Origin of the sequence: Salinimicrobium xinjiangense DSM 19287, assembly GCF_000423585.1 — a bacterium.
GTDB lineage: Bacteria > Bacteroidota > Bacteroidia > Flavobacteriales > Flavobacteriaceae > Salinimicrobium > Salinimicrobium xinjiangense.
In genome coordinates, this window is record NZ_AUIG01000026.1 from 44,920 (window position 1) to 67,117 (window position 22,198).

19 protein-coding genes and 1 pseudogene are annotated in these 22,198 nt (G+C 40.0%); 12 read left to right on the forward strand and 8 right to left on the reverse strand.

The genetic code is table 11. The features are described from left to right. The first annotated feature begins 12 nt into the window (after window positions 1–12). The 5 genes from G564_RS0110895 to G564_RS0110915 are packed head-to-tail and all read left to right on the forward strand — an operon-like array spanning window position 13 to window position 5,947. Window positions 13–1,341: a glycosyltransferase family A protein gene (locus tag G564_RS0110895; RefSeq protein ID WP_029037692.1), complete on the forward strand. Its 1,329-nt coding sequence runs from the start codon at window positions 13–15 to the stop codon at window positions 1,339–1,341. Beyond that, window positions 1,328–2,422 (forward strand): glycosyltransferase family 4 protein, encoded by a 1,095-nt coding sequence (locus tag G564_RS0110900; RefSeq protein ID WP_029037693.1) that lies wholly within the window; start codon window positions 1,328–1,330, stop codon window positions 2,420–2,422. Before G564_RS0110895 ends, G564_RS0110900 begins: the two co-directional genes overlap by 14 nt. Further along, on the forward strand, window positions 2,419–3,555 hold the full coding sequence (locus G564_RS19130; protein WP_051205417.1) for a glycosyltransferase family 4 protein: 1,137 nt from the start codon (window positions 2,419–2,421) through the stop codon (window positions 3,553–3,555). The genes G564_RS0110900 and G564_RS19130 overlap by 4 nt, the downstream gene beginning before the upstream one ends. Then, window positions 3,533–4,906, forward strand: coding sequence for an O-antigen ligase family protein (locus G564_RS19135; protein ID WP_051205419.1), 1,374 nt, complete (start codon window positions 3,533–3,535; stop codon window positions 4,904–4,906). The genes G564_RS19130 and G564_RS19135 overlap by 23 nt, the downstream gene beginning before the upstream one ends. A 3-nt stretch (window positions 4,907–4,909) precedes the next feature. Next, window positions 4,910–5,947 (forward strand): glycosyltransferase family 4 protein, encoded by a 1,038-nt coding sequence (locus G564_RS0110915; RefSeq protein ID WP_037373873.1) that lies wholly within the window; start codon window positions 4,910–4,912, stop codon window positions 5,945–5,947. 45 nt (window positions 5,948–5,992) lie between these two features. Here G564_RS0110915 and G564_RS20890 read toward each other — a convergent pair. Next, window positions 5,993–7,224: pseudogene (locus G564_RS20890) on the reverse strand (IS256 family transposase). A 251-nt stretch (window positions 7,225–7,475) separates the two neighbouring features. Between G564_RS20890 and G564_RS0110925 the strand changes: the two are divergent. Further along, window positions 7,476–7,838: a four helix bundle protein gene (locus G564_RS0110925; protein WP_029037695.1), complete on the forward strand. Its 363-nt coding sequence runs from the start codon at window positions 7,476–7,478 to the stop codon at window positions 7,836–7,838. Window positions 7,839–7,929: 91 nt separating this feature from the next. Here the strand turns inward: G564_RS0110925 and G564_RS0110930 are convergent, their stop codons facing one another. The 4 genes from G564_RS0110930 to G564_RS0110945 all read right to left on the reverse strand — a co-directional run bounded on the left by G564_RS0110930 (window position 7,930) and on the right by G564_RS0110945 (window position 9,300). Next, window positions 7,930–8,187 carry a Txe/YoeB family addiction module toxin gene (locus G564_RS0110930; RefSeq protein WP_029037696.1) on the reverse strand — a complete coding sequence of 86 codons (258 nt, stop codon included), beginning with the start codon at window positions 8,185–8,187 and terminating at the stop codon, window positions 7,930–7,932. Further along, a complete protein-coding gene (locus tag G564_RS0110935) occupies window positions 8,188–8,442 on the reverse strand; it encodes a type II toxin-antitoxin system Phd/YefM family antitoxin (RefSeq protein ID WP_029037697.1) in 255 nt (84 codons plus the stop codon). Between the two features lie 242 nt (window positions 8,443–8,684). Next, a complete protein-coding gene (locus G564_RS0110940; protein ID WP_029037698.1) occupies window positions 8,685–9,011 on the reverse strand; it encodes a helix-turn-helix domain-containing protein in 327 nt (108 codons plus the stop codon). 4 nt (window positions 9,012–9,015) lie between these two features. After that, window positions 9,016–9,300, reverse strand: a complete 285-nt coding sequence (locus G564_RS0110945; RefSeq protein ID WP_029037699.1) for a type II toxin-antitoxin system RelE/ParE family toxin — start codon at window positions 9,298–9,300, stop codon at window positions 9,016–9,018. A 517-nt stretch (window positions 9,301–9,817) separates the two neighbouring features. Here G564_RS0110945 and G564_RS0110950 point away from each other — a divergent pair. The 5 genes from G564_RS0110950 to G564_RS0110970 all read left to right on the forward strand — a co-directional run bounded on the left by G564_RS0110950 (window position 9,818) and on the right by G564_RS0110970 (window position 16,271). Beyond that, the gene (locus G564_RS0110950; protein ID WP_029037700.1) at window positions 9,818–10,831 is read left to right on the forward strand and encodes a glycosyltransferase family 4 protein; all 1,014 of its coding nucleotides are present in this window, start codon (window positions 9,818–9,820) and stop codon (window positions 10,829–10,831) included. Window positions 10,832–10,978: 147 nt separating this feature from the next. Then, window positions 10,979–11,707 (forward strand): glycosyltransferase, encoded by a 729-nt coding sequence (locus G564_RS0110955; RefSeq protein ID WP_084625628.1) that lies wholly within the window; start codon window positions 10,979–10,981, stop codon window positions 11,705–11,707. A gap of 47 nt (window positions 11,708–11,754) precedes the next feature. Beyond that, window positions 11,755–12,750, forward strand: coding sequence for an STELLO glycosyltransferase family protein (locus G564_RS0110960; RefSeq protein ID WP_037373875.1), 996 nt, complete (start codon window positions 11,755–11,757; stop codon window positions 12,748–12,750). Window positions 12,751–12,858: 108 nt separating this feature from the next. Then, window positions 12,859–14,025 carry a hypothetical protein gene (locus G564_RS0110965; RefSeq protein WP_029037703.1) on the forward strand — a complete coding sequence of 389 codons (1,167 nt, stop codon included), beginning with the start codon at window positions 12,859–12,861 and terminating at the stop codon, window positions 14,023–14,025. An 854-nt stretch (window positions 14,026–14,879) separates the two neighbouring features. Then, the gene (locus G564_RS0110970) at window positions 14,880–16,271 is read left to right on the forward strand and encodes a sugar transferase (RefSeq protein ID WP_029037704.1); all 1,392 of its coding nucleotides are present in this window, start codon (window positions 14,880–14,882) and stop codon (window positions 16,269–16,271) included. 373 nt (window positions 16,272–16,644) lie between these two features. Here G564_RS0110970 and lnt read toward each other — a convergent pair whose 3' ends face one another. Then, window positions 16,645–18,234, reverse strand: coding sequence for an apolipoprotein N-acyltransferase (lnt, locus tag G564_RS0110975; protein ID WP_029037705.1), 1,590 nt, complete (start codon window positions 18,232–18,234; stop codon window positions 16,645–16,647). A 564-nt stretch (window positions 18,235–18,798) separates the two neighbouring features. Here lnt and G564_RS0110980 point away from each other — a divergent pair. Continuing rightward, the gene (locus tag G564_RS0110980) at window positions 18,799–19,572 is read left to right on the forward strand and encodes a CDP-alcohol phosphatidyltransferase family protein (RefSeq protein ID WP_029037706.1); all 774 of its coding nucleotides are present in this window, start codon (window positions 18,799–18,801) and stop codon (window positions 19,570–19,572) included. A gap of 1,201 nt (window positions 19,573–20,773) precedes the next feature. Here the strand turns inward: G564_RS0110980 and lptB are convergent. Both lptB and G564_RS0110995 read right to left on the reverse strand, forming a co-directional pair. Next, a complete protein-coding gene (gene lptB / locus G564_RS0110990; protein ID WP_029037707.1) occupies window positions 20,774–21,514 on the reverse strand; it encodes an LPS export ABC transporter ATP-binding protein in 741 nt (246 codons plus the stop codon). A 137-nt stretch (window positions 21,515–21,651) separates the two neighbouring features. Further along, on the reverse strand, window positions 21,652–22,023 hold the full coding sequence (locus G564_RS0110995; RefSeq protein WP_029037708.1) for a four helix bundle protein: 372 nt from the start codon (window positions 22,021–22,023) through the stop codon (window positions 21,652–21,654). Window positions 22,024–22,198: the final 175 nt, after the last annotated feature.

Genomic DNA, 22,198 nt, shown 5'->3' on the forward strand with positions numbered 1-22,198 from the left:
TCTCACAAATTTATGATGTTCCATTTCCTGAAATATCTTCAACCGACACATTACTTTCAATTATACCGAAAGGATGGAACTTCAATCTTTCCCCTTGTTTCTCATCTGCCCGAGAGAGTATTGGAACAAATTCCTCCCGATCGGGATTTCATTAATTCCTCTGCCGCTGAATATGACAGATCCTGGCGGGCGTTAAAATTTGGGTATACCGGTCCTGCTCCAACCTATTCAAAATTTAAAGAAATCCCTCTGGAGGATGAATATCGTTTTCTCAGAAAATATTTTCACCCGGTTTGGGTGATGTATGTTTTTCTGCTACGGATCATATCTTTCAATAACGTCGTTAGAGAAGTCATTGCCTTGAGAAGGAGTAGCAGTAAAAAAAGGATTACAAATTTTTCCATCCTGAGTAATGATTTGGAATGGGAAAATTACAAATCTACTCTCTTAAAGGAAGAGCCGCTCATTAGTGTAATCATTCCGACTTTAAATCGCTATGAATACCTGGGGGATGTTTTATCTGATTTTGAGAGACAGGATTATAAAAATTTCGAAATTATTATTATTGATCAATCGCAACCCTTTAGGCAGGACTTCTATTCAGAATTCCGTTTAAAGATCAGGGTATTGAAACAGAAGGAAAAAGCACTTTGGCTCGCCCGCAACAGGGGGGTAGAGGAGGCTAAATCTAATATTGTTGCATTTTCTGAAGATGATGTACGAATACCTGCAGACTGGTTAAGCAGTCATCTGGCTTGCCTGGATTTTTTCGATGCAGATATTTCAGCCGGGGTTTTTTTTCCTGAGGGAGCGGAGATTCCTCAAGATCGATCATTTTTTGCGATTGCCTCCCAATTTGCTTCCGGAAACGCAATGCTCTACAAACACATTTTTAAAAAAACAGGTCTGTTTGACAGGCAATTTGAAAAGCAGAGAATGGGGGATGGGGAATTCGGCTTACGGACTTTCCTCCTTGGCTTCAAAAGTATTTCCAATCCTTATGCTTTTTGTATTGACTTAAAAGCGCATTCAGGTGGATTAAGAGAAATGGGAAGTTGGGATTCGTTCCGGCCAAAAAACTTACTTTCCCCAAGACCGGTCCCCAGTGTGCTTTACTTTTACAGGAAATATTTTGGAACAAAAAGAAGTCTTTTAGCTCTGCTAAAATCAGTTCCGCCTTCTATAATACCTTATCGTTACAGAAATGAAAGGAAATTTGTAGTTTTTGGAGCATTTATCTCTCTACTTTTGTTTCCGTTGGTCTTGCTTCAGGTTTTGATTTCCTGGAGACTGGCAACTAAAAAAATAGAGCAAGGAGCACGAATTCATGGGTTTAAGTAAAATTTCCATATTTACTTCCGAATTTCCACCCCAGCCCGGCGGCATAGGAAACCATTCTTATAATCTCGCTCAGGGTCTGGCAGATCACGGGTATTCTGTTACTGTTCTTACTGACAGACGTTCAGAGACAGGAGAAGAAGAAAGTAAATTTGATGCTGCTCTCGATTTTCAGGTGGTAAGAATTCCGAGAAGAAAGCTGATAATTTTAAGCTATTTGCACAGAATAAAAATAGCTTTTCATCTGGCGGGTAGGAGTGAAGTAATTTTAGCTTCAGGCAAATTTCAGTTGTGGTTAGGAGCATTTTTATCATTTCGTAAGAATAAAAGAAATATTGCCATGGTCCATGGAAGTGAGCTTTTACTACCGAATAGAGGTTTACGTAATTTCACAGATTTTTCTTTGAGACGCTTTGATAAAGTTGTTGCTGTTAGTAACTTCACGAAATCCTTACTTAAATTATCATCTTTAAAAGAAGTACATGTCATCCATAATGGTTTCCGTCTGCAATGTCCCCGGATGGAGAGTATTGGACCGGAAAGCAGGCCTGTTCTGATCACTGTTGGCAATGTGACTCAAAGAAAGGGACAACAGAATGTTGTTAAAGCTCTTCCCCGCCTTCTGGAGAAATATCCTGATCTTAGATATTATATAATAGGTATTCCTACTGAAAAAGAGAAGTTGCAGGACCTGGCAAGGCAGTTAAAGGTTGAAGAGGCAATTATATTCTTCGGTGCTGTGAATGAGGCTGAAAAATGTAATTTACTTCTAAAAGCTGATATTTTCGTGATGCTAAGTGAAAATACCAAAGTGGGCGATGTAGAAGGTTTTGGGATTGCAATTCTTGAAGCCAATTCTCTTGGTATACCATCCATAGGTTCAAAGGGATGTGGAATTGAAGAAGCTGTTCAGGATGGTTTTTCAGGAGTGCTGGTTAATAAAAGTGATACGGAAGAAGTATTTGCTGCAGTTGATGGGATTCTCGCGAATTATCAAGAATATAGTTCTAATGCTGTGCAGTGGGCCCGGCAGTTCCGGTGGGAAAAAGTAATAGGGAAATATATAGAATTACTGGAAGAATGATCTTAGCGATTATTTCACATACTGCTCATTACAGAACATCCGATGGACGCATTGTGGGATGGGGACCAACAGTGGCTGAGATCGATCATCTCTCATCTATTTTTGAAAAAATCTATCATGTTGCCTTCCTCCATAAAGAAGATGCTCCTCTCAGTGCAGTTCCCTACAAGTCCGGCAAGGTGGAATTTGTGCCTCTGCCGCCTTCCGGAGGAAATTCTCTAAAAGAAAAATTGACGGTTTTAGGCAATTTGAGAAAAACAATTGGAATTGTGTCCGGGGTCTTAGAAAGATCAGATATATTTCAGTTTCGGGCTCCTACCGGAATAGGGATTTACCTGATCCCTTACCTAACCATGAAATATAAGAAGAAGGGCTGGTTTAAGTACGCGGGAAACTGGAAGCAGGAAAATCCTCCCCTGGGGTATTCTTTGCAACGCTGGATGCTAAAGCAGCAGAGCCGTAAGGTAACTGTGAATGGTTCCTGGCCAGATCATGCAGAGAACATAATCCCTTTTGAAAATCCGTGTCTAACAGAAAAGAATAGGGAATCAGGAAAGATTATAATTGAACAAAAAACAATTGCAGAGGGTGTAAATATATGTTTCGTAGGAAACCTGACAGAAAAGAAAGGCTTTGATATTTTTATGTCTGCTTTGGAAGATCTCAAATATAAATTTGACCGGGTGCATATTGTAGGAGATGGGCCATTAAAAGAGAAATATGAACATATCATGCCCGGAATTGTCTTTCACGGTTCTCAGCCAAGAGAAAAGGTACATTCAATTCTTTCAACGTGCCACTTTATTGTTCTTCCTTCCCAAAGTGAGGGTTTTCCAAAGGTGATAGCTGAAGGAATGAATTATGGATGCCTACCTATAGTTTCAGATGTCTCCTGTATTGATCAATTAGTCAAAGATGGAGAAAACGGATTTTTACTAATGCCGATAACAAAAGAAAGATTATTTTCCGTTTTGGAAAAAAGTTTCTTGCTGAAGGAAGCGGAGTACAGAGAAATTGTGACACGGAATTATATGTTATCCTCTAAATTTACGTTTAATTCCTTTTTAAACGAAGTCAAAGAAAAAATTTTGCAGAAAGAAGTACCGGGTCATGGGGAGCATATTAAATTATAATTATTTTACACTTGTGCTGCTTCATGTAGCTATAGGTTTCGTTGTGTTTTTACACAGACCTTTGGCTGCTTTAATTTTACCTGTCGTTTTCATTCTGCTAATATTGTTAGTTCTTAACAATCGAAATAGACATAATGAAGCTTTAATGGCTGCTGCCTATATGGCCGGCGCCGAAGTTTTCTTTCGGATGACGCATGCGACGGTTTTTTGGGAAACAGGAAAATATTCCGTTATCCTGTTTTTGTTGATTGGGATGTTCTATAAAGGTGCCTCTGCGAAAACAATCCCCTATTGGATCTATCTTCTTCTGCTATTTCCAGCCATTTTTGTAGCGTCTCAATCTATGGATAGTACTTTAGGGGAATTTAGGAGATCTGTAGCTTTTAATCTTAGCGGTCCCGTCTGTCTCGGTATATCTGCCTTGTATTGCTACTACAAAAAAATTTCCAGGAAGGAATTTAATTTAGTGCTTTTAATGTTGGTGCTGCCTTTGGTGTCCACTATGATATATCTGTATTTCCGTACCCCAAGTGTGGGTGAAACTCTTATGTATGGAACTAATTCAAACTTTGCAACATCGGGGGGATACGGACCAAATCAAATTGCTACAGTATTAGGTTTAGGTTCAGTGGTACTTTTTATGAGGCTTTTTACAATCAGGAACAGTTATATAAATGTTGTTGATTTAATCCTTTTTGCTTTGATGAGCTACAGAGCCCTGGTTACTTTTTCAAGAGGAGGCGTAATAACTGCCATTATTTGCATAGTAGCTTTTGTATTTCTTTTTTACTACAAGCAAAACGCAAAAGAAAGAAGCGGAATTCTGGTTAAATTAGGGATGCTGGGAATAGCAGCATTAATAGTAGTTGGATACACTGCCAGAGAGACACAGGGTTTAATTGTGAACAGGTATACCGGTCGTGACGCGTCAGGAGAACTAAAAGATGATATTACTACCGGTAGAGCAGAATTAATAATAACTGAATTAGAGGGGTTTTACGAAAATCCATTTATAGGAATTGGTGTGGATAGGGGAAAGAAATTTAGAGGATGGGCAGTAGCTTCTCACAATGAATTAAGCCGCCTCTTATCAGAACATGGTATGTTTGGTATTTTTGCCATCCTTATTCTTATATTTGTGCCTTTATTATTCTGGCTGAAATTTAAAAATAATTACTACTTTTTAGCCTTTGTCGCCTTTTGGTTCCTTACCATAAACCATTCGGCGATGAGGATCGCCTTGCCGGCATTTGTATATGGATTGGCTCTTTTATACATCGTGGAGGACAAGAAAAAATCAGGAAAAGTAAAAAGCCTTGAAGAAAAAACGGCCGGTACGGCTATAGAATAGTTGATGAAAAAAAGAATTCTTTATATAGGTAACAATCTTTCCAATCCCACCTTTACCGCTACCTATATTTCTTTTTTTAGTGAAGTATTAAAGCAGGAGGGTTACTGGGTTAAAACCGCTTCCGGGAAAGATAACAAAGCCCTCCGCCTGGTAGAAATGCTTTCCCTCATCTGGAGCCATCGCAAAGAAACTGATGTGGTGCTTATCGATACTTACGGCGCTCAGAATTTTTATTATGCCTATAGCATTGGTAAGCTTTGCCAGCAATTAAAACTGCCTTACATCCCTATATTACACGGCGGAAATTTAAAGGAACGTCTGGATAAAACCCCTAATCTTACCAAATCGCTTTTCGGCAACGCCCGTATTAATGTTGCCCCTTCACATTTTTTATATGACATCTTTGTAGATCACGGCTTTACCAACTCCCGGATCATTCCAAACTCCATCACCCTCGAAAATTATCCTTTTAAGGAGAGGAAGACATTTAAGCCCAATTTTCTTTGGGTCCGGAGGTTTCAGGAACGTTATAATCCGCTGATGGCTATTAAGGTCTTTGAACAGGTATACAGAAATCATCCCGAAGCCAAATTGTGCATGGTGGGGCCGGAGAAGGATGGTTCTCTGGCCAAATGTTTGGAATATGCGTCAGAAAATAATTTACCTGTTGAATTTCCGGGGAAAATGAAGAAGAAGGAATGGTCAGCACTCTCTGTGAACTACGATTTTTTTATAAACTCTACCGATGTTGATAATACGCCGATTAGCGTAATAGAAGCCATGGCCCTCGGTCTCCCCGTGATCTCTACGGATGTCGGCGGAATGCCTTACCTTATAGAAAACGGCAAGGACGGCATCCTCGTACCACAGAACGACGTCCCCGCCATGGTCTCTGCTATAGAAGACCTGCTCCAGAACCCGGAAAAGTGTCAGAATATAGCTAAAGCGGCCTATGAGAAGGTCAGGAGGTTTGATTGGGAGATCGTGAAGGAGGAGTGGATTTCTGTTTTGAATGAATCAGTTGTGAGTTGTCAGTTGTGAGTTGTCAGTTGTGAGTTGTCAGTTGTGAGTTGTCAGTGGGAGTGTTCAATTAAGTGTGTCATCGGTTAAAAATCTATTATCAAAGTAAGCTACCAGATCTTTACGAACTGATGACCATCCAAACATACAACCATTCCATTTGGTTTTAGCGTTGATTGTTGCTAAATATATTTGTTTCACAATAGCGTATTCTGATGTGAAAGCTCCTTTGGTTTTAGTGACCTTTCGTACCATTCTATGGAAGCTTTCAATGGGATTATTAGTGTATATGACTCTTCTTAATGCAGGTGGATATTTGTAAAAGTTAATTAATCTACCCCAGTTAGCTCTCCAACTTTTAAAAATTACATTGTATTTATTTCCCCACTTTTCCTCTGCCAGAGTCAAAAATTGCTCTGCTGCATCTACATTTATAGCTGTATAGATCTTTCTTAGATCTGTAATGATAGGTTTAACATCTTTATGAGATACATATTTAAGACTATTCCTCATTTGATGTACCAGGCATAGCTGTACATCAGTTTTAGGGAATATATCTTCAATAGCATCTGCAAATCCTTTGAGATTATCTATACACGCTACAAAAACATCCTGAACCCCTCTGGACTGAAGTTTGTGAAGTACTTGTCTCCAAAAGCTACTGGATTCATTGTCTCCGAAGTAGATCCCCAGCACTTCTTTCTCTCCGTCTCTGTTAACCCCTAAAACAGAATAAACAGCCTTAGCAATTACTTTACCATGTTCTCTGACTTTGAAGTGCATTGCATCAAGCAAATCACTGGGTAAACACTCTCTAAAGGTCTGGCTTGCCATTCTAAAATCTCTGGGATTATCCGATCTGTAATGGCATTTAGAGTACCGACAGAGATTTCAACATCATACATCTCTTTAAGATGATCTTGTATATCCCGGTAACTCATTCCTTTACCATAGAGGGAAAGAATACGTGCATCTATATCACTACTGATGCGCCGTTGTCGCTTTTTTATGATCTCAGGTTGGAACGAACCGTCCCGGTCACGCGGCGAAAAAATCTCAAAGCCGCCCAACGAGCTATTGATATTTTTTCGCCCACGCCCATTGCGGCGGTTCTTTGCTAACTTACCTTCAGAATTTAAGTGAGCATCCATTTCTCCTTCTAAACTCGCTTCGATCACTCGTTTTAATAGTGGGGTAAAAACACCATCCTTACCAGTCAAGGATTGACCAGAAGAAACGCCTTTAGCTAATTCAGCTACTAAGGCGTCATAATCATTTGGCTTTTCTTTATTTTCCATGTATCTAATTTATTAAATTGACACACTTTTCTGAACAGTCTCCCTGGCTCAGTTAATTTCGCTAGGTTCAGTCTTAACTGATAGTCTAATCTTATTCTTAGCTTAAGGCCGACAACTAATGATTAAACTCCACATAATTGAAACCGATAACTGAGAACCGACAACCGGTAAACTGACAACCCAGAACTGACAACCGAGAACCGATAACCGGGAACTGAGAACGGACAACTGATAACCGAAAACTGAAAGACATGAAAAGCTACAAAGATCTGGATATTTACAATTTGGCATTTGCCTATGCTATAGAAGTACATAAAGCTTCTCTGAAAATGCCAAAATTTGAATTATATGAGCAGGGGAGTCAGGTGAGACGATCCTCTAAGAGTATAAAAGATAATATAGTCGAAGGATATGGTAGAAGAACCTATAAACAGGATTTCATTAAATTCCTGACTTACAGTCACGCCTCTCTTCTTGAATGTTTTTCTCAGCTGGAAATGATTGATGAACTTTATGAAATTCCGGAGATAAAGGATTTGAGAAAGAAATATGATCTTTTGGGCGGTAAAATATTTTCTTTCATTCAATATGTAGAGAAAAACTGGAAAAGTTAAGCTCAGTTCTCAGTTGTGAGTTGTCAGATTTGCTTCCTTAAACCGAACCGACAACCGACAACCGACAACCGACAACCGACAACCGACATCTTCAGTCATAATGAAACCTACATTTCGCGATTAATATTTCTCCTTCATTATATTGATATATCAGTCTATGTTCGCTATCAATTCGTCTTGACCAAAATCCTGCGTATTTATGTTTTAAGGGTTCAGGTTTTCCAATTCCATCAAAAGGGTTTCGGGAGATGTCTTTCAGAAGTTCATTTATTTTCTTCAACTTTTTCTTATCTGTTTTTTGCCAATACAAATAATCCTCCCAGGATTCGTCTACGAAGATATACTTCATTTATTTTTCGATTAAATCTTTGTTGAAAGTCGTTCCGCTTTTTAGCTTGGCAATTGCAGAATCTAACCTTTGTTCATTCTTTCGGGAAGACAATTCGTGATTTGTAGCCATTAAAGAATTGTATTCTTGCAGAGACATAACTACAATTCCAGAATCTTTTCCACGATTGATGATCAATGTTTCAAAGTTCTTTACAACCCGGTCCAGGTAAGTTTTGATATCTTTTCTAAATTCCGAAACAGTTGTTATTAGCATAATTCTGTATTTTTAGAAGTACAAATATATGTACAAAAAATGATTTGTGAGATTTTGTTTTGGGTGAATTGTCGGTTCCAACCCTGTCAGCGGTTAGCAACCCTGACAGCGGTTAGTTTTATCCGTTTAAATTCTGGCCATTGGCTGCCGGTGCTTCAGTAAAGTTCGTTTCCTAAGTACTTCCCGGATTATTAAGTTTTATAGTCGGTAATGTATTCCCCAGGAGATCTATAGAGAAGAAATTAAGATAATTTCAACTCCTGATTTAACAAGGTGACATTGAAATTTACTTTAGCGTTTAAGGCTTTGAATACTCTCATTATTGTATCAAAACGTGCATCTGTTATATGATTTTCAATTTTTGAAATTTGAGCCTTTTGAACTCCCACTAATTCTCCAAGTTGAGCTTGTGTAAGATTTCTTTCTTTGCGTGCCTCTTTAATTGCATGTCCTATTAGATCTAGCCGAAGTTCGTTTTCGAACGCATCTCTTTCCGGCGTCCCAACTCTTCCAACATATTTTTCGGTTATCTCGTCTAAACTTTTAGTCGTCATATTTTTATTGCTCATAACTTTATTTTTTTGCTGCGAAATATTGTTTCATTATTTCTTCGGTTTTTTTGATCTCTTTGGAAGGTGTTTTAGCAGTTTTCTTTTCTATACCATGCGTCGATATGATCAGTGTTTCTTTTTTATCAGTTTTGTCCCAGAAAGCGATTAGCTTTTTAAAAAGTTCATTATCGTTTATAACCTGTGCCTTACGAATATTATAAAGGATTTTTGTTCTCGTCTTGTCATCCAGTCCCTCTAAAAAGTGATCAACTTCCTCAAGAAATTCCACTTTAAATCTCTGTGTCATATACTACTACCATTTCAACAAAGGTAAATGTTTCTTGATAAGGAAACAATAGTAGGTAAAATATAATTCGATTTCATTCTCCCTTCCTAGGATGGAAGAATACAATGAATCTGGGCAGCTTTCATTCCAAAAAATCAGATAAATATTAAGGTTTAATGCTTCTCACTAAAGCTGCTTTTTCTTCGGATTAAGGCGGTCTACAAAAAATTTACGGCAAAATTTAAAGAAGTCAGCCTTAAATTTCTGATGTCTGCCACTAGGGTCAGGCGGGTTTGCGCGTCCTGATCTTTTCTCGTTATAAAAATCTCTCACGCGAGTTCACAAAAATTAGACAGCGAACGAAGAATTTAGACCCATTTTCGTAAGCTTAGTCCGGAGGCGTCGGGATTGGTTCTCCTAAGCGGAGTTGAAGGATTCATCAATGGAAATCGAAGATTCACGAATTCCAAGAGAAAATAGTATTCATGAATAAAAAGAACAGAAAGAAAATTTCCTATTTTTACTTCAGCTTCTTCAAATGCAAAACCTGATTTATATTGGAAACAAACTTCGTTCCCGCGGCGGCACTCCCACCTCCATTGATACTCTGGCACCACTACTTAGAGAAGAAGGATTTAATGTAAAAACCGCTTCTTCCAAAAAGAACAAACTCCTGCGCCTTGCAGATATGCTCCGACTGGTGTACAGGAACAGAAAAAAAGCTGACTTCGTCCTTATCGATACTTACAGCACTCAAAATTTCTGGTACGCTTATGCAATTGGCCGATTTTGCCAAAAGCTGAACTTAAAATACATCCCCATCCTCCACGGCGGCGAACTTCCCGCCCGACTCGACCGCTCCCCGGGGGCTTCAAAAAAGCTGTTTGGGAAGGCCTTTTTAAACGTGGCTCCGTCGCTGTACATGAAAACCGTTTTTCAGCAGGCGGGAATCTTGAACGTAAGATATATTCCAAATTCTATTAATCTGGAAGATTACCCGTTTAAAGAACGTGTTGAACTTCGTCCGAGGCTACTTTGGGTGCGGGCTTTTGCAGAAATGTACAATCCGCTGCAGGCTCTAAAAGTTCTGGAACTATTGCTGCCGGACTATCCCAATGCCGAACTTTGCATGGCAGGTCCCGAAAAAGATGATTCCTGGAAAACATGCATCCGCTATGCAAAACTCCACCGCCTGCCCGTTCGCTTTCCCGGTCAGTTGCCAAAGGAAGAATGGATTGCTCTTTCTGAACAATATGATATCTTCCTCAACACCACCAATATTGATAACACTCCGGTAAGTGTTATAGAAGCCATGGCTGTCGGATTACCTGTGGTTTCCACCAATGTCGGCGGACTCCCATACCTTATTTCCGCCGATATAGACGGAGTACTGGTGCCGCCAAATGACCCCGAAAGAATGGCCGCTGCCGTAAATAACCTCTTCAAGGATCCAGAACGCGCTGTGGAAAGAATACTTGCAGCAAGGAAGAAAGTGGAAGCTTTTGATTGGGAGAGGGTGAGACTAATGTGGAAAGGGATATTGGATTCTTAAGGTTTGATGCATGAGAAATTAAGAAGGAGGAAACCCTGACATAAAGGCTGTAGGATTTAAATAATTATACATACTTTTAACTCCACTAACGCCGGTCCCTATCTTTTTTATGTATCTATATTATTTTCCCATACTACATTGTACGTAATGAAATCCAATTTTGCTGTTATAATTCCCCTGGCGAATGAATCTCCAGATTTTCATCCATTTGTTTCCTCTTTGTCCGAAGTATTAGATGGTTTAGGAAATGGAACAATATATTTCATCGTGGATGAAGTTTCTCGTGATAACACTCTGGAATTATGTAAGGCCCTTTCACAAACTGATAAAAGATTTATCACAGTTTGGGCTCCTGAAAACAGAAATGTTGTTGATGCTTACATGAAAGGTTATAGAGAAGCACTAATAAACGGGCATCAAATTATTATTGAAATGGATGCGGGACTTTCTCACGATCCAAAAGCTTTGCCAATGTTCCTGAGAGTCTTAAATGAAGGAAATGAGTGTGCATTTGGAAGTCGTTTTATTAATGGTGGTTCCATATGTGATTCTACATGGAAACGCAGCTTCTTGTCTAAATTCGGAACTATTTTGTCAAATGTTCTTTTAGGTACAAATTTGTATGATATGACTTCAGGTTATCAGGGTTTTCATGCACACATTGTAGAAAGATTTGTTGATTATAAATTATTATCTAAAGCTCATTTTTATCAAACAGAGTTGCGCTATTTATTGCGTAAAAGCAGGTATGCAGAGATCCCAATACACTACCGTGCTCCTTCTCCAAGTGTTTCCCAAAAGGCGATTAAAAATTCATTTCAAGTATTACTTTATTATTTTTTCCTGCGGTTAAAATTAAAAACTCCTGTAGTTTAATGAAACTGCAAAATAGTCCAGACTATTAAGATTTGAAATATCAGATTATGGATAAAACATTTTTGATAATTACCTCCATTGCAGATGACAGAAATTCTGTCTTAAGAACTTTTGCTGAGGAAACTCATAAAAATAATATTGGATATATTGTAATAGGAGATACTAAAAGTCCTGTAGATTTTAATCTGGAAGGCTGTGACTTTTATTCTGTTAAGCGACAACAATCCTTACAATATTCCCTTGCCAAAACTTTACCTCTAAAGCACTATGCCCGGAAAAATCTTGGTTATTTAATAGCAATTTCTAACGGTGCACAGAAAATTATTGAAACTGATGATGATAATTTTCCTCTCGAAGATTTCTGGATAAACAGAAGCAAAAGCGTACCGGCGTACTTATTAGAGAATGAAGGTTGGGTTAATGTTTATAAGTTTTTTACAAAAGCTAATATATGGCCCAGGGGGTTTCCACTTGAAAAGATTAAAAATACATTACCCGAATTGACTACAAGAAATTTAGTTGATTGTCCGATTCAGCAGGGATTGGCGGATGAAAATCCAGATGTAGATGCCATATTCAGACTTACTTGTTCTTTGCCATTAACTTTTGATAAATTTCCCAATATAGCTTTAGGAAAGAAAACTTTTTGTCCCTTTAACAGTCAGAACACTACATGGTTTAAAGAAGCTTTTCCATTATTATATTTACCTTCATTTTGTAGCTTTCGGATGACAGATATATGGCGCTCTTTTGTGGCTCAAAGGATTGCCTGGACTTGTGGATGGCCAGTTTTATTCCATCAGAGTACTGTTCGACAGGAAAGAAATGATCATGACCTTATGAAAGACTTTCAGGATGAGATTGAAGGGTACACAAAAAATTTGGAAATAGGCAGATGTTTGAATGACCTGGACCTTAAATTAGGAAAAGAACACATTCCCGAAAATATGAGTACATGCTACAAAGAGTTAGTTCGATTAGGCTTTGTTGGGGAAAAGGAACTTGACTTATTACATAATTGGTTAGACGATATTAAATCTTAACCAGTATTAGTGCCCATGAAGTTTTTATACTCCAGAACCTTAATTCTTAGTTGTTACCTTTTTCTTTTTTCTTTTTTCCTGATCTATCTACTAATCCAAAAAATCAGATTGGGATATGATAAAGAGAGTTGGCAAATTACCGAGTTCTTAATTAATTACCAGGGAGGTTTTGTTAGGAGGGGATTACTCGGGGAAATAATTCTAAAACTGCATTCATGTTGTGGATTAGACCCGTATAATGCAATTATAACTTTGACTTTAATTTCTTTTGTTCTTTTAATAGGTTTTTTTGTAATTAATTTAAAAAGAGGTGGTTTTACATTGTTTTTCCTGCCTTTTGTATTTTTTTTAGGAGGTCCTATTATTCATGATTTCTGGGTAAGAAAGGATATTCTGTTAGTACTTATTTTTATACTGACAATTCATCTGCTCACAAGAAGAAACAGACCCAACTTCATATTGGTCAATCTTTCTCTAATAAGTGGTATTTTAATCCACGAATCGATTGCTTTTTTCAGTTTTCCAATTATGTTTTTACTGCTCTATTCCAGAAAGAAATCCTTTTGGGTTCCTGCATTATTTTTATTACCCTCCTTGCTGGTCTTTTTTCTGGTGGTATATTTTAAGGGGTCGCTTTACATTTCTCAAGAAATATGGAACTCATGGAAAGCTATTTCATTTCCATATGAATCTGCTGAAAAATCAGGAATTCCAGCAGCAGTTGATGGTTTATCCTGGACCCTTAAGGAAGGCCTATTATATAGCTACCACACCTTAAGGAATTTTAATGATGGTATATATGCTCTTATAGGATGGTCAATAATTATAATTCTGATCTATTATGTTTTGACTAACACGGATAAGTTGAACCCTAAATTGTTCGGTTACAAAGTGGAAAAATATTTTGATAAAACAATTATTTCAAATCTCCTGCTTCTTCAATTTTTTTCTGTTATTCCATTATTTATTTTAGGCTGGGACTATGGCCGATGGATATTCTTTTGGACAACATCTTCTTTTGCTGTATATTTAGTAGTTCCTCAAAGGCAATTAAATCAGCTATTCCCTCTTATTATTTCCGATACTTCGCGGAAAATGAACGGATCCTTAACACATCTATTTAAAGGAACTTCTGTTTTACTCCTGTGCATATTAATTGGTTTTCCAGCACACTCATGGAGCCTTACCGGCACTGTCAATTCCAGCTCCTTTATAATTGTTTTAAGGTTTATTTCCAGAGTAATAGAACTCCTATTAGCAATGTTAGGTATGTAATTCATCCAACCTTGCCCGTCCCGGCGGCATTTTTTGGAGGAGGAGAGAAGAGAAAGTGATTTCAGGGACAACAGCACTTCACATTTACTTCAGTCGCCTTGTCGGCTCTCTCGCAAAGATGTTCCACAATCAAGATTAGATTGATGGTTAATTGAATTTAAACGCAAACAAATTAAGCCAAAAAAAAATAAATCTTGAATCGAATCCGCTGGCGCGGATTTGTAATCCGTGACGAGTGCGAAGCATACACAATTATAGCCCCCTTCAGAGCTTGTCCCGATCTTTTGCGGGAGGGTTGGGGGTAGTTGAACGGGGAAAGGATGAGAGCAAAAAGTTTGCAGTGCTCAGTATTCAGTTGGCAGAAAAATTTTAAAAAAGGAACTAAAAAGTATTTTCAGTAGATTTCAAGAGAAAGATTGCTTCAGTCGCCTTGTCGGCTCTTTCGCAAAGACATACCCCGGTCAGGGTTAGGGTGAGAGTTTAGCGGAGTTAAATACCGATAATCTTGAATTTTAAATTTTAAGTCTTGAATCCTCTGTTGGCGCGGATTTGTAATCCGTGACGAGTGTGAAGCATACAGAAGAATTCGTGAACCTGCCCGTCCGGCAGGTGGGTTCGTAGCTCAGACTCCTAACAAAAACAACAAACAACAAACATTTTTTTTACTAATAAACTTATAATTACTACTTTAACTGCAGATTCAGCTCCCTCCCTACATGTTTATTTCGTCCTAAACGGGACCTTAACCATACGATAAACACTAAATGGCAGAGACAGAACTTCTTGAAAAACTTAGTGGTAACAGGCGCGCTGCGTTAAAGTCTTCCTTATATTTACGCCGTAAAAGTTTTTACATGCCCCGTAAAACGAACCTGCATTTTGAAATTTCCGAAAGGAAGGTATTTCTCCGCATTTTTGATGTTGTGTGGGTGCTGTTCGCCCTGTACGTGGTGAGCATTATTTTTAGACTGGATTATTTTCATATCGACAGCAACTCCTGGCCCTGGAGTATTGTACTGGCCGTGTATATCGCTCTGTTTAACGGAATCTTCGAGCTTTATGATTTACAGAAAGCCAGCAACTATTATAAAGTCCTGCAGAATGTGGTGCTGGCGAGTTCAGTGACAGTGCTCTTTTTTCTTATGACCCCGGTTGTAACGCCGGTACTGCCCGAGAACCGGCTGCAGATCCTGTACTTTTTTCTCACTATTCTGCTTACCTTGTTGCTGTGGAGATTTGCTTACATCACTCTTATCTCTTCCCCCCGGTTTTACCGCAGGGTGTTGATCATTGGGGAACCGCTGGAAGTGGAGCTCGTGGCTTCCCATTTACAGCAGTCAGATCCCAATTACAGTATTATCGGCTTTGTGAATACCGGAACCGGTGCTGTTCTAAGAGCTGATGCCATTGGCTTAAAAGAGTTTTCTTCGGAAGAGCTGGAGGAAACCATTCGCAAAAATGGAATTGATGAGCTGCTTATTTCCAGTGTGACTTCTGCCACTGCGGAAGGTTTATATTCGCAGGTATTCAACCTGCTTAAAAAAGGCTTTCCGGTAAAGGATTTTAATGAGGTCTATGAAGATAAGACCAACCGGATACCTGTCCAGCATATTGAGCGGAATTTTTACCAGTTCTTTCCGCTAAGCCGGAGTAACAACAATAAGTTTTACCTCTTTTTTCACCGCCTGGCCGATGTGCTTATTTCTATTGTGGGTTTGGTCGTGGGATGTTTTTTAATGCTCTTTGTTTACTTCGGAAATATGATCGCCAACAAAGGCTGTCTATTTTACCGGCAGGAGCGGGTAGGAAAGAACGGAAGATCCTTTACCATTCTGAAATTCCGCACCATGCGCTGTGACGCTGAAGCCAACGGTGCAGTATGGGCTACCAAGAATGATGTACGTATTACCCGTTTCGGAAAGTTTCTGCGTCGCTCCAGACTGGATGAATTTCCGCAGTTCTGGAATATCCTGAAGGGGGAGATGAGTGTCATAGGTCCCCGTCCCGAACGTCCTGTATTCGTAAAAGAACTATCTGATCTCATCCCATTTTACGATACCCGCCATTTTGTAAAACCCGGACTAACAGGCTGGGCGCAGGTAATGTGCGATTACGCCGATAGTCACGCCGATAGCCTGGAAAAGCTGCAGTACGATCTCTACTACATCAAACACCGCAACATCTTCCTCGACATCACCATCCTCACCAAAACCCTGAGTACAGTTATTTTCTTTAGAGGACAGTAGTTCCAGTGGGCAGTGCGCAGTGATTTAGTTGGCAGTTAGTGTTCAGTGATCGGTGATTAGTGTTCAACCTTAAAAAATGCAGATTGTCTATTCGAAGGAGCTTCTACTGCGACAGAGAAATCTGTCTCCCCACCCCGCCCTGTGGGCACCCCTCCGCAGGAGGGGAGGGAAAAAATTGACATCGCAGCAAGAAAACAATCTTAGATCTTTAATTTTAAATTCTTTTGCTGGCGCGGATTTGCAATCCGTGACGTGTGCGAAGCATAAACGGTTAAAGCCCCCTTCAGAGCTTGTCCCGATCTTTATCGGGAGGGTTGGGGGTTTTGAGCGGAGGAGAGCATGAACAATTTTGAATCTTGAATTTTATCTTGAATCATCTCCTCGACCTTTTCCACGGTACCATGGCAAACAAAAAGATAAACAGCGCCAGGAACAAAGAAATCCTTGCGATATAGTCTCCGAAACGAGTGTAAAAGGTGAGTCGGTCGTTGAGGGTGACTTCACCGCGGAGCGCTCCCTGTTCTTCATAACCAAGAGTGGCAGTAATTTCTCCTTTTTCGTTTATAAATGCTGATATTCCTGTGTTCGCACTACGTGCTATGGCACGTCGGGTTTCAATGGCGCGGAGACGGGCGTAGCTGAGGTGCTGTTTATGTCCCTGAGTATTTCCCCACCAGGCATCATTTGTAATAATGGCCAGGAAATCTGCACCTTCATTCACATAACCTGTAACGAAATCCCCATAGACCGATTCGTAGCAGATAATAGGACCTACTTCTTCGGTTCCGGAAACATTAAAAGTGCCCCGATCTTGTTGTGTGGTCTTCATGGCTACCGTTCCGCCGAGGTCTATCATCACATTGCCGAGAATCGGCCGCAGTACTTCCTGATAAGGGAAATTTTCTACTCCGACTACCAGTTTTGACTTGTGGTAAAAATGAACGGAATCATTGGCAGAGATCATAAATGCCGAATTATAATCGTCATACCAGTCATTAGGTCCTAACTGGTTGCTTTGCCCTCTCACTCTTCCCGGATCACTGAAGCGATCGTACATAGAGATCCCGCTTAAAAATGAGATTTCAGGATGATTATTTACAAATTGGGTGGTAAAGAAATTTGCTTCAGAATCTTCAAACCGGCTTAAAACGGTTCCGTCGGCAAAGACAGTCTCGGGCGCGACTACTATTTTAGTTTCAGGAGTAATATTTTCTTCAGCAAGTTCAGTTAGCAATTCTCCTATCCGCCGGTCGTTTGTATTGTACTTTTCCGTATACGGATTAACATTCGGCTGCAATACCACTGCTTCGAGTGATCTTTCACTTTCCTCATAATTCCAGAGGATCAGATAAGAAATTCCGATAGGAACAAGGATCAGCAAAGCGTTTTTGACTAATCCGCGGTATAGAATTTCTTTGGCTTTATGTTCCTTGTAAAGCAGGATCATCTTAAGCAGCGCAATATTTGTGAGTAATACCCAAAGCGTACCGCCAAAAGTTCCGGTGAATTCATACCATTGGATCCAATGCGCAAATTCTGAAAAACCGTTACCGAGATTCAGCCATGGCCAGGAGAATTCCCAGTTGAGGTGCAGGTATTCAAAGGCTATCCATATGCTGATAAAAAAAGAGGAAGAGGCACTGAAATTTAGCCTTTTTGCCACTATATGAAACAGCAGGAATACAACGGACATTAACAGCGAGTTTACGGTGATGGCAAAGATCCCTCCAAAAGGGGTTGAGAAATAGAGCCAGTAAGTGGTGATGAGATTCCAGATAAAAAAGCTGAGATATGAAAGTCCCAGGATCTTCCATTTTCTGTTGTGTGCCTGTTCCATTCTTATTCTGTGCTCGGCATAGAGCAAAGGCACAAAGGCAAAGAACAACAGCAGTGGAAAGCCATAGGTAGGCCATGCCAGCGCCAGCAATATTCCGGAAAGTAAAGCGTAAAGGAAGTGTTTCATAGTGTCAGGAGACAAAGTTATGAAAAGCTAGTATTAATATTACTAAATGGGTTTTTAAAACGAATGTTTATGCAATATTAGAGGTACTCGTCGAGTGACTAAGAAATCCGCTTCTTCTTTCCTGTCATTTCGAAGGAGCCTTTGTGGCGACTGAGAAATCTGCCAATTGAGATGAGAGAATATTCTTTTGGGAATAAACATTTTACTCAGATTCGTGAGATCTCTCGTCGCTTTCTTCACTGCCGCTCAGAAAGCTCTGTCGAGATGACTGTGGAATTTTTGTTCTTGAGTAGTCATTTTGAAGGAGCTTTTCTAGCGACTGAGAAATCTGGTGCTTGAGAAGAGAAAATACCTTTTTGCTAAGGAACCTTTTCCTCTTATTCATGAGATCTCTCGTCGCTTCCTCTCCATCCGGAAGAAAGCTCTGTCGAGATGACGTTAAGGATGAGCAGGTGTAGAGATTTGCAATCCCTGACGAGCTAACGAATAAAAGTCTTGGCTCTAGTTTCTTGGCTCTTGCAGCGTAGCGGTCTTTTTTTCCTATTTTTACACAAAACCAACCATATGAGCTTTGCAAGGCACGTTCCTAATATCATTACATTATTCAACCTGCTAAGCGGCAGTATCGCTGCTATCTTTGCTGTACAGGGAGACCTGGTTATGGCGGCTATCTTCGTAGCACTCGGGATCTTCTTTGATTTTTTCGACGGACTCGCTGCCCGGGCGTTGGATGTAAAATCTGAACTCGGACTACAACTCGACTCCCTGGCTGATATGGTGACCAGCGGACTGGTGCCGGGTATTGTCATGTTTCAGCTGTTTAGACAGGCTCTTCCGGGTTCGGCTGCCCAACCTGTTGACTGGACTACAGGACAGGACCTGCTGGAGTGGAACATTCCTGTATTTGCTTTATTCGGATTATTAATTACTCTTGCATCAGCCTACAGATTGGCGAAATTTAATATTGACGAGCGCCAAACGGATTCTTTTATTGGTCTTCCCACGCCTGCCAATGCACTGCTGATATTGAGTCTGCCGCTGATCCTTATCTTTCAGCCACAGCCTTTTTTAGTGGATATTATTCTTAATCCGTGGTTTCTTGCCGGACTCACCTTATTCAGTTGTTTTATGCTGAATGCCGAAGTGCCTTTATTTGCACTAAAGTTCAGCAGCTGGGGATTTGCAGAGAACAAGATCCGTTACCTCTTTCTCATCTTTTGTGTGATCCTGCTTATCTTTTTACAATTCGCTGCTATCCCGGTGATCATTTTAAGTTATGTGATTGTATCCATGATCTCTAATAGAATCGGGGGAGAGACGGTGGTGGAGAGTAATTAAAAAAAGCACCAAGCACCAAATTCCAAATTCCAAAGTGAAGTTGGTGCGGATTTGCGTGACGAGTATCGAAGTTAGAATTTAGAAGTACGAAATTAGAAGTTCAAAAAGAATAGTCATCGAACTGCCTATTGCCTACTTTCGACTGCCCACTGGAAAGAGGGTTGGGGGTAATTTGAGTAGGCAGTGCTCAGTAATCAGTTGGCAGTAAAAGCAATCCTTAAGAGACTTTTGTCATTCAAGCGGAGCTTTTTGCGAAGCGAAGCCCGCCTGTCGGCAGGAATCTCTCATGTATAAATGAGATTCCTCCTTCGTCGGAATGACAATGGATTACCCTGATCTTTCCTGAAACTCGAATTTTCTGTGCACTGATCACCGAGCACTGAACACTTTTTTTGTTGGCGCGGATTTGTAATCCGTGACGAGTATCGAAGTTAGAATTTAGAAGTGCGAAATTAGAAGTTCAAAGAATAGTCATCGAACTGCCTATTTCCTACTTTCGACTGCCCACTGAAAAGAGGGTTGGGGGTAATTTGAGTAGGCAGTGCTTAGTAATCAGTTGGCAGTAAAAGCAAGCCTGAAGAGACTTTTGTCATTCAAGCGGAGCTTTTTGCGAAGCGAAGCCCGCCTGCCGACCGGCAGGAATCTCTCGTGTATGAAAGAGATTCCTCCTTCGTCGGAATGACAATGGATTACCCTGATCTTTCCTGAATACTCGAATTTTCTGAGCACTGATCACCGAGCACTGAACACTTTTTTTGTTGGCGCGGATTTGTAATCCGTGACGAGGGAGCATATCTATATTTTTCTGTCCCGTAGGGACAGCATATCGGTAGAAAGTAAGAAGCACCACCTGGGTATCCGTGCCTTTAGGTACGGAATATAACGTGAGAAGATGGTGTAATTAAATGGAAGAGGTAAAGACCTCTTAAAAATGACATTTTTGGAAGGTTTCTTTGCTGACCAATTTGATTATTGCTGAGGTTAATTTTTCTGTATTTAGAAAACCTGTGATTAAATTAAATGATCATATTCTGTACCTAAAGGCACAGATTTTCAACTATATTATTTTTTTTCTACCCATAGTTAGTCCCTACGGGACTTTTGAGTAAGCAGTGCTCGGTAATCAGTAGGCAGTATTTACGTGAAAAACAAAATTAGAACTGTGAACTTTAAACATTGAACCTTGAACCAGGCCGGAGGCCTATTCAAAGATCTTCTTCTTCCTCAACTCAAAATTCTGTCCCAGGTATACCTTTCTTACCATTTCGTCTTCGGCAAGTTCTTCGGGGATTCCGGCTTTGAGGATACGACCTTCAAACATGAGGTAAGTGCGGTCGGTAATAGCGAGGGTTTCCTGTACGTTGTGATCGGTGATAAGGATTCCGATATTCTTATTTTTCAGCTGTGCGACGATGCGCTGAATATCTTCTACGGCCACGGGATCTACTCCCGCAAATGGCTCATCGAGCAGGATGAAATGCGGATCTGTAGCCAGTGCACGGGCGATCTCCGTTCGCCGGCGCTCCCCACCACTTAAAAGATCTCCCCGGCTCTTTCGGATGTGGCCTAAACCAAACTCCTCAATAAGGGACTCCATTTTCATTTTGCGTTCTTTCTTGGAAAGATCAGTAAGTTCCAGAACGCTCATGATGTTATCTTCAATGCTTAATTTTCTGAATACAGAAGCTTCCTGTGCCAAATAACCAATCCCATACTGAGCCCGCTTATACATAGGAAATTTGGTGATGTTCTCCCTGTCAAGAAAGATCCTTCCGCCGTTTGGCTTGATCAGGCCTACGATCATGTAAAAAGAAGTAGTCTTTCCGGCTCCGTTGGGACCCAATAGCCCCACGATCTCACCCTGGTTCACTTCCAGCGAAATTCCCTTTACAACTTCCCGACCTTTATAGGATTTTACAAGACTTTCGGCGTATAACTTCATGTGTTAGTATTGAGTATTTAGTATTGAGTACTGAGATAAGCAATTACTGTGCAATTGTCGATAAAGATAAAAATTTAGTGGTCAGTGGTCAGTGGACGGTGGACAGATTTTAATTTTTTTTCTTTTAAATCAACAAATTACTTCCCCTTGGATTTCAAATAATTCTGAAGACTTTTAATCATTTTGAACATTTCCAGAAGTAAAATTCGCGTTTTCTGATTTTCTTCAGAAGTAATATAATTTCTTCTGAATGCTATCGTAGAGCAGGTGACGCATTCTCTTATGGAATCATCAGCTACTTGTAAATATTTATTGAATTGAGCGTCTGTGTTCCCAGATCCTTCAGAAGTATTTAAAGCAATAGAAATTGCGGCACGATTGAATTGGGAAGTCAGACCATAAAGTTCCTGCTTTGGAAATTTGGCTGTGAGATCATAAACATGATCGGTAAAATCCAGCGCCTTTTGATAAACCTTGAAATCTTCAAAGTTGAAGTGCACCTTTTCCATAGCAGTATTAATATCTTTAGTCCTCTGTCCTCTGTCCTCTGTCCTCTGTCCTCTGTCCTCTGTCCTCTGTCCTCTGTCCTCTGTCCTCTGTCCTCTGTCCTCTGTCCTCTGTCCTCTTTCCTCTCTCCTCTTTCCTCTGTCCGAAAGTAACTCCCCCTTTGTGGGTTGGGGGGCT